11 protein-coding genes and 1 other annotated feature are annotated in these 13,664 nt (G+C 50.2%); of the genes, 5 read left to right on the plus strand and 6 right to left on the minus strand.

The features are described 5' to 3' along the window. Positions 1-122 precede the first annotated feature (122 nt). Positions 123-716 carry a TetR/AcrR family transcriptional regulator gene (locus AC1DWB_RS27645; protein WP_477544322.1) on the plus strand — a complete coding sequence of 198 codons (594 nt, stop codon included), beginning with the start codon at positions 123-125 and terminating at the stop codon, positions 714-716. Between the two features lie 25 nt (positions 717-741). Further along, complete coding sequence (locus AC1DWB_RS27650) at positions 742-1,191, plus strand: DoxX family protein (protein ID WP_477544323.1); 450 nt, start codon at positions 742-744, stop codon at positions 1,189-1,191. A 78-nt stretch (positions 1,192-1,269) separates the two neighbouring features. Here AC1DWB_RS27650 and AC1DWB_RS27655 read toward each other — a convergent pair whose 3' ends face one another. Further along, the gene (locus AC1DWB_RS27655; RefSeq protein ID WP_477544324.1) at positions 1,270-1,842 is read right to left on the minus strand and encodes a hypothetical protein; all 573 of its coding nucleotides are present in this window, start codon (positions 1,840-1,842) and stop codon (positions 1,270-1,272) included. Positions 1,843-2,048: 206 nt separating this feature from the next. Here AC1DWB_RS27655 and AC1DWB_RS27660 point away from each other — a divergent pair, with 206 nt between their 5' ends. The 3 genes from AC1DWB_RS27660 (at position 2,049) to htpG (ending at position 6,482) form a co-directional block, all read left to right on the plus strand. Beyond that, positions 2,049-2,519: a VOC family protein gene (locus AC1DWB_RS27660; protein WP_477544325.1), complete on the plus strand. Its 471-nt coding sequence runs from the start codon at positions 2,049-2,051 to the stop codon at positions 2,517-2,519. Between the two features lie 58 nt (positions 2,520-2,577). Continuing rightward, positions 2,578-2,809, plus strand: a binding site (T-box leader). Between the two features lie 105 nt (positions 2,810-2,914). Next, complete coding sequence (locus tag AC1DWB_RS27665) at positions 2,915-4,447, plus strand: 2-isopropylmalate synthase (RefSeq protein ID WP_477544326.1); 1,533 nt, start codon at positions 2,915-2,917, stop codon at positions 4,445-4,447. 154 nt (positions 4,448-4,601) lie between these two features. Beyond that, positions 4,602-6,482: a molecular chaperone HtpG gene (gene htpG, locus AC1DWB_RS27670; RefSeq protein WP_477544327.1), complete on the plus strand. Its 1,881-nt coding sequence runs from the start codon at positions 4,602-4,604 to the stop codon at positions 6,480-6,482. A gap of 562 nt (positions 6,483-7,044) precedes the next feature. Here htpG and AC1DWB_RS27675 read toward each other — a convergent pair. The 5 genes from AC1DWB_RS27675 to AC1DWB_RS27695 form a co-directional block, all read right to left on the minus strand. Further along, entirely contained in the window at positions 7,045-9,777 is a 2,733-nt protein-coding gene (locus AC1DWB_RS27675) for an alpha-L-rhamnosidase (RefSeq protein WP_477544328.1), read from the minus strand. Further along, the gene (locus tag AC1DWB_RS27680; RefSeq protein WP_477544329.1) at positions 9,774-10,814 is read right to left on the minus strand and encodes a glycoside hydrolase family protein; all 1,041 of its coding nucleotides are present in this window, start codon (positions 10,812-10,814) and stop codon (positions 9,774-9,776) included. The genes AC1DWB_RS27675 and AC1DWB_RS27680 overlap by 4 nt, the downstream gene beginning before the upstream one ends. A 328-nt stretch (positions 10,815-11,142) precedes the next feature. Further along, positions 11,143-11,925, minus strand: a complete 783-nt coding sequence (locus AC1DWB_RS27685) for an SDR family NAD(P)-dependent oxidoreductase (RefSeq protein ID WP_477544330.1) — start codon at positions 11,923-11,925, stop codon at positions 11,143-11,145. A 3-nt stretch (positions 11,926-11,928) separates the two neighbouring features. Continuing rightward, entirely contained in the window at positions 11,929-12,750 is an 822-nt protein-coding gene (locus AC1DWB_RS27690; RefSeq protein WP_477544331.1) for an HpcH/HpaI aldolase family protein, read from the minus strand. Positions 12,751-12,772: 22 nt separating this feature from the next. Then, on the minus strand, positions 12,773-13,664 hold an 892-nt coding region (locus AC1DWB_RS27695), incomplete at its 5' end, for a Gfo/Idh/MocA family oxidoreductase (RefSeq protein ID WP_477544332.1).

Below are 13,664 nucleotides of genomic sequence, written 5' to 3' on the forward strand. Positions count from 1 at the left end.
GCTCTGTCCACCTACCCAATTGGAATGCAGCTCCAAATAATTATTTACAAACCAACAGTCGGTATTTATAATGAGATTAAGAATAGTAACAATATGGCACAGCGAACAAGGAGGAATCCCTTTTGAAACAAGAGGAACGTAGAGAACAAACAACCCGGCAACTACTAGAAGCCACCAAACGACTGTTGAAGGACAAAGGATGTCACGTTGTCACCATGAAGGATATCGTGGAGCAATCGGGCCTGTCTAAGGGGGCTATATTCCATTATGTGAAAAGCAAAGACGAAATTTTTGCCTGGGTGCTGCAGGAACGACTTGAAGAAACGAACAAAAGTTTCTTGAACGCCGTGGAACAAACTCCCGTTACCTTCGACGGACCAATGCAGAAAATATCCAGTAATCTCGAGGCGATAGAAAATACACATGATGTAACAAACAAAATTCTGATGTACTTGCTAGGCAAGGAAGATGAACCTGCTATCGCTGAAGTACTCAGAAGCTTCTATGAACGGTCTGTGTACTTGTCCAAGCAATGGATTGTGAGCGGTCAGCAGCACGGGGTAATTCTAGAGTCGGTTGATGCAGATAAGACGGCGGAACTGTTCGTTCTGATGTCGTTAGGTCTGCGCGTCCGTTCATCCCTTCCCATCATGTCCGCTTCCTGTACGGCTCAAGATTTATCATCGTACATGGTTAGTATCTTGAAAGCACAATAAAAGCTAAAATTAAGGAGGGATTCGTATGGCACCACTTATTGCACTTGTCACATCTTTTCTATTGTTCCGGATGATCGGCTTGCTCGGTTGGTCTTATTGGGACAGTTGGCATACATCCTTACAAGGAGCAGTAGCTGTCATGCTGCTGCTTACTGCTTCCGCTCATTGGGGAAAAAGGCGTCCCGACCTGATCCGAATGGTCCCTCCTTCATTTCCAAGACGCGAGTGGATTGTGACGGCAACGGGATACCTGGAAATCGCCGGTGCTATCGGCATTATGCTGCCTGCCCTCTCCCTTGCTGCTTCTGTCTGCTTGACGGTGCTGCTCATAGCCATGTTCCCAGCTAACATATATGCAGCTCGAGAACGATTGACAATTGGCGGAAAGCCCGTCCCTAAGTTGATTGTCCGAAGCTTGCTGCAGATCTTCTTCATCTCGGCGATTATAGTAGCATCCCCACTCTTTCAGCCGTGAGATGAATACCCAACTGCTCCTGGACAGATAGCCCAAGAGCAGTTGGCACGTACTTGTTACGAGAACTACTTCTCCAACCTACCAGTCAACCATTCTGTACCCGAGGTTACGCAAAGTATCTTTGTTGCTGTCGATATACTTTTGCAGTGGATCGTACTTCAGCGCGCGGTACTTCGACTCCCAGGTTTTCACTTCTTGGTCGAATTGAGCCATCGTGATCCGCCCCATGATCGCTTCAGAAGTAAACTTATTGATGGATTTCATGATTTCGGAGTTTTTCTTCAGAACATCGTCTGGTTCCGCATACATCGGAATGGCGTTCAACCCAATCTTTGTCGCTTCGTCAGCCAATACTTTCATCCCGCTTTGAATTTCTTTGAACAGGGGTGAACCGATCTGTAATTCATATGTTGCGTTTTGAGCGTCTTGACAATCCGTGAAGCCGAAGATCAACATCAAATGTCGAGCCCAAGTCCGTTCTTTGGCACCCAACTTCTCTGGGATCGGTATGCGTTTACCGTCTTTAACGGTATACGTCTCGCCTTCCTTGCCCCAGAAGACCTCTTCCTTCAGCTCTTCCGATGCGAAGGCTTCAATTACATCCCAAGCGCGATCCTTATCCTTATCCTTAGACTTGGAAGAATAGCTCACTACATCTAGTGTGATGGAGATCAGGGTACGATGGCGATGAATGGTTCGCTTGCTGGTTCCTCATGCCGGACCTCCTGAGCACATGCTAGTAATCATTCAGCATGGATAATAACCTCAAATAAATAGCAATTCAGAAGAAATCATGACTAATTAATTATGGTACTATTAATTGTACAGTGGTCAATTCAATGCGAGGAGTGGTATTCATGCAAAAGATTACCCCGTTCCTGTGGTTCAACGGCAATGCGGAAGAGGCGATGGACTTTTACACATCCGTATTCGACAATTCCAAGATCGTTAGCATTTCACGCAATGGAGCTCAAGGACCAGAAGAGAATGGCTCGTTGATGTCCGGGACATTCGAAATTCATGGGCAATCCTTCATGGTCCTGAACGGCGGCCCGATGTTCACCTTCTCCCCCGCTATCTCGTTCTTCGTAAGCTGTGAGACGCAGCAAGAAGTAGATGAATTGTGGGAGAAGCTGTCTGCTGGTGGAGAACAAAGCAGATGTGGCTGGCTCAAAGATAAATTTGGCGTATCATGGCAGATTATCCCCACGGCTCTAGGCCAATTGATGCACGACAAGGATCCTGAGAAGGCGGGACGAGTCATGCAGGCCATGCTTCAAATGAACAAGATTGATATCGCCACACTCAAGCAAGCGTACGAAGGATAAGACACCATAATGATTGACAAAACGTCTCGAAGGCCATATAATAGCAAATAATTCAATATTCAATGTTTCGATTAGAACTAGTAGAAGTGACATGACTTTCCAGAGAGCCGTTGGTTGGTGCGAAACGGTAGTGTCGTTCATTTCGAACTCATCTATGAACAGCTGCCTGAACAAGTAGGGTAAGACGGAATTCCACCGTTACATGGATAGATGGTGATGGCCATCGAATTGAGCTCATTTCGTAATGAAATGAATTAGAGTGGTACCGCGGGTTCAACCTCGTCTCTATACGTAGAGACGGGGTTTTTTTGTTGGTTAAATTCCGGATTTAATCAACCCCGCTTCACATACAACTATTGAAACGACTATCGAACATACTAAGGAGGCTATTCAAAATGTCCCGTAAAATTATCGTGTTAGATACGACCTTGCGTGATGGAGAGCAAGTCCCTGGCGCCAAACTGAATGTACATCAGAAGATCGAAATGGCTCAACAACTGAAACGGCTGCATGTAGATATTATCGAAGCAGGCTTCCCCGCCTCTTCCGCTGGTGATTTCCAATCAGTCCAGGAAATCGCCCGCAGCGTGGGAGATACCGTGTCGATTACCGCGCTCGCCCGTGCGGTTAGAAGCGATATTGATGCCGTCTATGAAAGCATCAAGCTGGCACAAAATCCGCTCATCCATATCGTACTCGGCACGTCCAACATCCACGTGGAGAAGAAGTTCAATCGTTCCAAGGATGCCGTCATGCAGATGGGAGTCGACGCAGTCAAGTACGCCAAGACGCTGCTCCCGCATGTGCAATACTCCACAGAAGATGCTTCGAGATCGGATTTCGAATACTTGTGGAGCACGATCGAATCCGTCGTGAAAGCCGGAGCCACCATGATCAACGTGCCAGATACGGTCGGCTATACCGTTCCAGAAGAATTCGGCGATCTGATTCGCAGAATTAACGACCGGCTCAAGAATCTGAATGATAGCGTCATTCTCAGCGTTCATTGTCATAATGACCTTGGGCTGGCGACAGCTAATACACTAAGCGCAGTCAAGAATGGGGCCGATAAGATCGAGTGCACCATCAACGGGTTAGGTGAGCGGGCAGGTAACGCATCGTTGGAGGAAGTCGTCATGGGACTCAAGGTCCGGGAAAGCTTCTACAACTGCCACACCCATATTCAAACGAAAGAGCTTCTCAGAACGTCGAAGCTGTTGACTCACTTGACGGGATTGGATGTGCAGGTGAATAAAGCCATTACCGGCGAGAACGCCTTCGCGCATTCATCCGGTATTCATCAGGACGGACTGCTGAAGGATAAGAATGTATATGAGATCATGTCTCCGGAAGATGTCGGGGTTGACAGCATGGAGTTGATTCTGACCGCCCGTTCCGGTCGTCACGCCTTCAAGAACGCTGTGGAGAAGATGGGTTTTGATACGAGTGATGCTGAGGATTTCGAGCAGTTATTCGGCAAATTCCTCACATTGGCCGATGCTAAGAAGGAAGTGTACGATCACGATGTATTCTACCTTGTGACCAATCACCATACCTTGGATCAAAGTAACAAGTCCCTTTATGAACTGGAGTCCTTTCAGGTGATCACCAATGACCTGTATCCGACTGCAACCGTCAAGTTGAGGAAGGGTAGCGAGACGATAAAAGGAAGCGCAGTTGGTGATGGTCCGATTGACGCCCTGTACAGTGTCATTAAGTCATTGGTTGGTCTTGAGGTGCAGTTAAAGGATTATAAGATTAACAGCTTGTCCCGAGGCAAGGATGCGATCGGCCGAGTTAACATTCGGATCGATTACGATGGCAAGACCTACTCCGGGCGTGCGATGGACACAGACATTATTAAGGCTAGCGCGAATGCCTTCCTGAACGGCATTAATGCTCTGTTGTTAGATAGCACCAATGACTGAAGTCACTCGTTATTGAGGGGACACCGGGGTTCCGGTGTCCCCTCTCAATCTCCAGTATTGACTTCGATATAGAGGAATGATATAAAAAAGTAGAATGGCACTCGAAGCGAGAGAGTGCTAATACAGGATCGTTCAATACGGAGGGAGAACCACAGTGGAAAAGAAGCAATTTCAAGCCGAATCCAAACGATTGTTGGAAATGATGATCAACTCCATCTATACGCAAAGGGAGATTTTCCTAAGAGAATTGATCTCGAATGCAAGCGATGCGATCGACAAGATTTATTACAAAGCTCTGACCGACGACAAGCTCGTTTTTGACAAGGACAGTTACTATATCAAGGTTACTGCCGATAAGGCGAACCGTACGCTGACGATCCGCGATACCGGGATTGGGATGACTAAGGAAGATTTAGAGAACAACCTTGGCATTATTGCCAAGAGCGGCTCGCTAGCGTTCAAGAAGGAGAACCAATCGCAAGAAGGACACGACATCATCGGCCAGTTCGGCGTTGGGTTCTACTCGGCCTTCATGGTCGCTGATGTAGTTACCGCCACCAGTAAGGCATTAGGTGATGACCAAGCGTACAAGTGGGAATCCACAGGTGCAGATGGGTATACGATTGAGCCTTGTGAGAAAGATTCGGTCGGCACCGAGATCGTCTTGAAGATCAAGGAGAACACAGAAGATGAGAGCTTCGATGAGTTCTTAGAAGAATACCGTCTGAAGGCAATTATCAAGAAGTATTCGGATTTCATCCGCTACCCGATCAAGATGGACGTGACCGGCAAGCGACCGAAGGAAGGCAGCGACAACGAGTTCGAGGATTACGAAGAAGAACAGCTGGTCAACAGCATGGTTCCGATCTGGAGAAAGAACAAGAGCGAGCTGACGAACGAAGATTACGAGAAGTTTTATCAAGAGAAACGTTACGGCTTCGACAAGCCGCTCAAGCATATTCATATCAGCGCCGACGGTTCTGTCGTCTATCAGGCCATCCTGTACATCCCTGAGAATATGCCCTATGACTACTATTCCAAGGAATTCGAGAAAGGGCTCGAGTTGTATGCCAACGGCGTCTTGATCATGAACAAATGTGCCGACCTGCTTCCGGACTATTTCAGCTTCGTCAAAGGAATGGTCGATTCGGAGAGCTTGTCGCTTAACATCTCACGTGAGATGTTGCAGCATGACCGCCAATTGAAGCTGATCGCCAAGAACATTCAGAGTAAAATCAAAGGCCAGCTGCAAAGCATGCTGAAGGATGAGCGCGAGAAGTACGAGTCCTTCTACAAATCGTTCGGCCGCCAGCTCAAATTCGGCGTCTACAGCGATTACGGGACACATAAGGACGTGCTGCAAGACTTACTCATGTTCTACTCCTCCAAGGAGAAGAAGTTGGTCACGTTGGACGAGTACGTATCGAGAATGCCTGAGGATCAGAAGTATATTTACTACGCTTCCGGCGAGTCGAATGAACGGATTGAGAAGCTGCCTCAGACCGAGCTCGTATCGGAGAAGGGCTATGAGATCTTGTACTTCACCGACGATATCGACGAGTTCGCGATCAAGATGATCATGCAGTACAAAGAGAAGGAATTCAAATCAGTCTCTAGTGGCGATCTAGGCATCGAAGCCGATGACAACGAAGCAGATGAGAATGCCGATAAGAATGACAACAAAGAGCTGTTCGAGTACATGAGCGGCTTGCTGGCGAATAAAGTAACCAAGGTGAAGGCGTCCAAACGACTGAAATCGCACCCCGTCTGCTTGTCTACGGAAGGCGAAGTGACGATTGAGATGGAGAAGATCCTCAAGGCGATGCCGAACAACCCGGACGTTAAGGCCGATAAGGTTCTGGAAATCAACATCAACCACGATGTGTTTGGTTCGCTGAAACAAGCCTTTGACCATGACAAGGAAAAGCTGAATCTTTATACAGCTCTCCTGTACAACCAGGCGCTCTTGATTGAAGGGCTTCCACTTCAAGATCCGGTCGATTTCACGAACGACATTTGCAAAATAATGGTGTAATCGAGCTGTACATTTAAAACCGTCCGGAAGATCACCGGACGGTTCTTTGGCGTTTGAGTTGCGATTGGTGCATGGGGAGAAAGTAGGCAGGAGATTCCGACCGCTGTTGAAATCATGGCCCTTGGATTATAGTTTTGTCGTAGTTGGGCTTTCCACAGCCTCTCAAATAATTGAATTCATCCTCAGTGAGCCCGCGCTATCCAACTCCGTCCTTTTTTCAATCATTCATTTGAAGAAGAAGCGACTAGGGGTAGACGATGATCATCCCGGAAGGAGAGAGAACGTGGTTCCCTTATTGGAGTTCATTCAGGGTCAGCAAGGTCCCTAACAGTGAAATATGGGAACGACGCTCCACATCGGGTGCAAAAAGGTTGGTTTTTGCCGAATTAGCGGAACGACTTTCCACCTTGGTCAATTCACCGTCATCTAAGAAACTGATACAAGGGTGAACCCCTGGAAAGTTATATATTCTAATGTTCAAAAAAACCTGACCGCTATGGCCAGGTTTTCTTGTGTTATGTTCAGGTAGAAATATACGCGGGCCTGAGACTGCTACTTACAGTTAGCTTTTGTCGCCTACCGTGAACCTGTACTCTCCCGAGCCGATATGCACAAGTAGCGCCTCCTGGGTTCGTTCCACGATGTTGACTCCGGCCGCCGTCTCGATTGTCGCATCGCTCTCTTCGACAAGCTGATCAGGCACAGCTGGAATACGGACGGTAGCCGTCGTACCCGCCGGGATGCTGACCTCCATGCTCAACTGCTCGCCATCCCGTCTCCAATTGCAAGTGATCGGTCCCTGGATCGAATTATAATGACAGTTGACATAATCGAGTCCGCCGCCGATTCGCGGATGAATGCGGATATGCTTGTATCCTGGCACTTCATCGTCGAGATCGATGCCACCTACAAATCGGTATATCCACTCCCCAACCGAGCCTAGTGCATAGTGATTCAACGAGTTCATTCCCGGACGCTGGAAACCTTTCTCCTCCGTCCAACCGTCCCACCGCTCCCAGATGGTCGTCGCACCTTGAAGAACAGAGTAGAACCATGACGGGTAGCCCGTCTGCGTAAGAAGCCGATAAGCAACTTCCTCGTGCCCAGATTCGACCAACACCGCAAGCAGCCAACGTGTACCGTGAATGCCTGTAGAAATATGCCAGTCTCGCAGCTCAAGCAGCTGCAAGATCCGGTCGACGGCGAATGCCCGCTTGTCATCCGGCAGCAGTTCCATCGCAAGAGCCATTGTATAGACGGCTTGTGTGTCACCCTTGATCGTTCCTGTTGCATCTACGTAAGCCCGATTGAAGGCGTCCTTGATGTTCGCATGATGCTGCTGGTAACGGGCAGCATCCGCTTCCTTCCCGACAATAGCAGCCATGCGCGCCAGAAGTCCAGTGGAATAAGCGTAGTAAGCCGTGGCGAACACATCGTAAGGTGTCGTTGAGAACTGCGATACGTTGCTGAAGTCGCCCAAGCCTGCATACTCCGGAATGGACAACCAGTCCCCGAACTGAGGCAAATCTTCGCGCAAATGCCCAGGATGCATCTCTCCAAGAAACTGGATCCATTTGGCCATCGCCTCATAGTGCCGTTCAATGATGCCGACGTCACCATAGACACGATACATCATCCAGGGCACAATAACGCCAGCGTCTCCCCATCCTCCAGAAGCGGTATGGTCATACGTCATATCGCCGCCATGCTCGGTCTTGCCTCCAGGGATGAAGGGCGCGAAGTCGGTGAAGGCACCTGTCGGACGCTGGGCATCGGATAGATCGGTCAACCACTTGGTGAAGAACGGTGCGACATTCATGAAGTAGCTGGACGTGCGGAAGAACACTTGAGCGTCTCCACTCCAGCCCAGACGCTCATCGCGCTGCGGACAATCGGTCGGGACACTTACGAAATTGCTGCGTTGCGTCCATTCAATATTATCCAACAGCCGGTTCAGGAGCGGACTCGACGTCTCCATCGTCCCTGACTTGTCGAGTGCAGAGTAATAAACGACACCCGTTAGATCGGACAATTCCAATGGTCCAGCATACCCAGTAATCTCAACATAACGGAAGCCGTGCAATGTGAAGCTCGGCTCATACACTTCCACTCCATTGCCGCTCATCGTGTACTTATCCGTCTGACGCGTCAACCGCAAGTTAGCCGTATACAGTGCCTTCGTTTCGTCCAACGCCTCGCCATGACGCAATGTCACGACGGTACCCGTCTCCCCCTGCAAGCGAATGCGTATTCGGCCGACCATGTTCTGCCCCATATCTGCGATCCAAGCGCCGTTATCGTGGCGGGTAAGCGATACTGGCGGCAGCTCCATCATGGATCGGACCGGAGGACAGCTGTCGGGCACGATATAGCCCTTATATTCATAATAGATGTTCGCTGCAGTCCAATTCGCGTCATCGAATCCGGTATCGGTCCAACCAGGCATCTCTAATCTGGCGTCATACGTCTCACCCATCTGATAATYGGTTGCGAGCAATGGCCCCGATGCTGCTTTCCACGACGGGTTCGTGACGACATTTTGCTGAGTGCCATCTTCATATTCGATGTTGAGCTGCATCAGAATACGCGGATCCTTGCCGTACCGGTGGTAGCCGAACATGCCAATGTAGCCCGAATACCAACCATGTCCGAGCAAGACGCTTATCGCGTTCTCGCCTCCATTCAACTCTCCAGTCACATCGAACATTTGCGAAGGAACCCGGATGTTGTAATCCGTCCAATCCGGCATTAACGAGTCGCTCGCTATTCTGAGTCCATTGACATATAGCTCGTATGCGCCTAATGCAACACAATAGAGAGTCGCCTTGCGAACGCTCCGCGCCTCCTCTGTCTGGAAGCTGCCGCGCAAATATATGGCCGGTTTCGGTTCCGCATGAGTGGGCGCATGATACGATCTCAGCCCGATCCATTTCCCCTTCCACTCTCCACGGGACAGCAGCCCTGTGGACCAGTTTGCCGGTTCGCTCCATGTAGAAGGTTCGTTGCAGTCGTCCCAGATCATCACTTTCCATACATACTCCTGACCCGAGACGAGCGAAGAACCTTCGTAGACAATATGCTGCGACCGGTCAGAGTCGATCTTCCCCGAGTCCCATGCATCTCCACTCTCTTGGTCAAGCCTTTCCATACTTGTCGCTACCAGCACTCGATAGGCGGTTTGCCGCACCCCACGTCTGTCAGCTTGCAGAATCCAGCCCAGCTTGGGCTGATGGCTGTCGAGCCCAGTTGGATTGTGCAAGTAATTCGTGCGCAGTTGCTCAATTCGTACGCTCATTCTTGTTCCTCCCTCGTTTCACATTGAACATTGGCTGATGTCGCCACAGATATGGTCCGGTATTCCTTGCCGAATATGATCGTGGCATCTCCCTCCTGATACGGCCGGCAGGCGACGTAGAAGTGATACAACACGCCACTATGACTAATTAACGAAGGCTTATGGGCATGAATCGAATCGATTTCCCCCTCTTGCCCGATCGAAAGCAGAGGGTCAGAGTATTTCTCCCAATGCACCAAGTCGTCGGAATAAGCAATGCCATCCTGCGCATGTTTCCCGTCAAACCCGAAGTAATACATAACCCAGTGCCTTCCGTCATGCAGCACGCAAGGTTCGCTCGCGAATATCGAATCCCAGCGCCCCGGGCTGACAGGAAGCACCGGATTATGAGGCATCCGAGTCCAGCTCACCATATCTTGCGACACGGCGTACCCAGTCTGCTCGATCCAGCGATGAGGTCCGCTCGCATGCGGGTCCGCTATATTCTTGGCATTGTAGAACAAGTACAATGTGCCTTCGTGCTCCAACAAACATTCCTTGTACAGACCACCGCTCTCCCAGTCCGCTCCGTCATCAGGCATCAGGACAGGCTCAGGCAGCCGATGCCAATCGAACAAGTTCTCATCCGTGGTCCAGGCAAGTCCGATACTCGCGGGTCCGCTCTCGAATCCTTCACCCGGATAGGCGTGATAAGCGAGCCAATATTTCCCGTCCCACTTCTGGAGCGTAGCAGGTCCATGCAGCCGCGAATCCCGCAACATCCAAGTTCCGGCTGTATTCCGCTTGTCCCATTCGGCTCCTTCCCCACGTCTCAAGATGATGCCATAAGGCTGCCAGTTCAACAGGTCATCACTCGTGGCAAGAGCGGTTTGATAACCCTTCCCATCAAATCCTACGTACATCATGAAAAACTGGTCGCGATGACGGAACACGAACGGGCAATCTACCGCTTGTTCATCAAATGCTCCGGGATTTCCAGATCCAACCCACACGGGGCGCCCCCATTTGAAGGGTGTTAACCAATTGGTAATATCCACTGCCTGCACTCCTCTTCTGTTGCTTGTCAGCTTCCATTCCAATGTAAACCAATATGTAAGCTGTTAACATTCGTTTTTTTTACTTTTTATTAGATTTCTTGATGTTCGTTAAGTATACATCCGCTCCTTCACCGTAGTTCGTCAAGCTGGACGCTCTGTCTTGAAATGTGGTTCTGCATACTGTACGGATTCTGCTCGTACCCTTTGTCGAAGATTGGATTCTGTTCCGCAAAAAACGCCAGATCAGCCGGGGAGGCTGCTGGCGTTATGTTGGGCTAGCTTGTCATTCAGATGTCGTTATGAGGCATTCTGATCCGTATGCCCCAAGCTATTTGGCCGTATACCCTCCGTCAACCGGAATGTTCGTCCCGGTCACGTAGACCGAAGCATCCGAAGCCAGGAATACGATGGCTCCCATCAGATCGGACTGGTTCGCCATTCGATTCAGGAACGTCCGGGCACTATATCGCTTATCGAATTCAGCTGGCGTCTTCTCCGTCCAGAACCCACCTGGGCTAATGCAATTGCAGCGCACGTTACTAGAACCGTAATAGCTCGCCGCGAACCGGGTGAAGTTGATCATCCCGCCCTTATGGAAGAAGTAATCAGGTACGAACCCATGAAAGCTGAGCCCCTCATACAACGAAGCGTCTGGTCCGATCATCCCCTGGATAGACCCGATATTAACGATCGATCCGCTCCCTTGTTTCGCCATTACATCGCCGAAGGCACGGGTCACGAGGAAGATGCCGGTCGCGTTCGCCGCCATACTCTTGGCGAACATCTCGGCAGAATCATCCCAGCCTGACATCGTACGAGCGACCGCGTTGTTGATCAGGATGTCGAACCGACCTTCGGCTGCCACAATGTGATCGCGTAGCGCCACAATCGACGCCTCATCCTCCTGGTCCATATACAACGCTCGAATATCGCAGCCGTCAGCCCGGAACTCGTCCTCGATGGATGATAGTTGATCCTTCTGCCGACTTGAGATGTATGTTCGAGCGCCTGCTTCGTGCAGCGCCATTGTGATCTGCCGCCCGTACTTCCCTGCACCGCCTGTCACTAACGCTACCTTGCCAGCAAGAGAGAAGCTGTCCAGAATGCTCATTGACTATCTGCCTCCATATATACTGTTTGATTGTGTTAGCTTCAGCTTCGAGATATCACTAACTAATTGGCGATAATATTGTCCAAGTCCTACAACATCTGCGCCGACATTAATAAAGTTGTAACCAAGCCCAACGAGTTCATCCCAATTGCCAACGCTACCTACGGTTCCGGCGAATTTACCTTTAGCTGCCGCCACCTGGGCAATACGCTTGCGTGTCTCCAGTACCTTCGGATGGTCGAACTGGCCCGGCGCTCCGATTCCCTGGGTGAAATCGCCTGGGCCGAAGAAGATCATATCAAGACCGGGCAGTGAGACAATATCCTCCAAGTCGTCAAGCGGTTCCGGGTCTTCAATTTGCAAAATGTTGAAGCGCTGATCGTTGGCTTGCCGCAAATACTCGAGGAAATCGAGGTTGCAGAACGCCCCGTCTGCATTACCACCGTCAACCGGACGACGGCCCAGTGGGTGGAACTTCGTATTATGTACGACCGAACGAGCATCGGACAAGCTCATAATGTGCGGCACCATAATGCCTGTCGCATCCATCTCAAGCGGTCTTACTAGATCACTGTAACTGCCACGCGCCACGCGCACGACAATGTCGATATTGTACGCTTTTGCCGCTAATATTTGCTTCTCAATCGTTGACCAATCGTTCGGTACGTGCTCCATGTCCACCCAAATGCAGTCGAATCCGGACATTCCCGCGATCTCGGCAACTCGGGAATCTCCTAAATTCAGTTTGGTGCACATTGCCACCCCGCCGGCACGCATCTTCTCCAGCACTCGGCTTGGCTTCATATCATATTGATTACGTTTCATCTTTGTTTCTCCCCTCGTCTAGTTACATCTCCTGAATTTCATCCAACATCACTTCTCGGCCGCCCTCTTCACGGCTGCGAATGCCGGCAATGACCATCTTCATCAGCTCCACCGTTTCCGAGAAAGGAAAAGGTCGTTCACCTGTACGTAGATAGTCAATGAACGCCTGAAGCTGCGTCTTGAAAGAGTAGAACGAATCCTTCATCGACACCATAGCATGATCGTGCGTCCCGCATAACTGGAGAACGCCGAATGAGCCATACATATCGCTTACTGCTGCCACTACGACATCCGTCCCGCTGGCATGTTTGAAATGGACAATGTTGCGGTCAAGGCTGCCTGTATTTCTTGCTGACAGGAACCCTGGCCCGAGAATCGGGTACATGCCCTCAAGCGCATGAATGCCGTAACGTTCCCAACTCTTCGGTGTAGTAATCGTTGCGAATCGAATGGCTCCCAGATTATTCGTCGACAGATGGTAGGGCATATATTCCTTGCAGTATCGCATCGAGCTGGAGGATAGGATCGGCTTGCCACTGGCTACCCAACTGGTGAACGTCTGCAAATCCTGCTCGTTATCCACAAGCGGCTTGTCGACGAATACGGGCAGACCAGCTTCAACGAATGGCCGACAGCGCTCGACATGCTCATACCCTTTATCAGTCGCTATAATGACTGCATCCACTTGCCCGATTACGTCCTCAGGCCTATCCACAATATGAGGGATAAGAGACGCGCCCGCGACAAGTCTGGCGTCCTGGTGATCGTCAGTCCATATGTGCGTGACGCGAGCCCCATGGATCCGCAGCGTCTCCTTCGGCTCCTTGCTCAGATAGGCTGGGATACCCGGATACGGACAAGAAGCCATCGCTTCGACATCGTACCCGTTGAACATAGCGCTCCATGAGTAGGGA

The sequence above is a fragment of the Paenibacillus sp. P4_E11 genome (genome assembly GCF_056401635.1).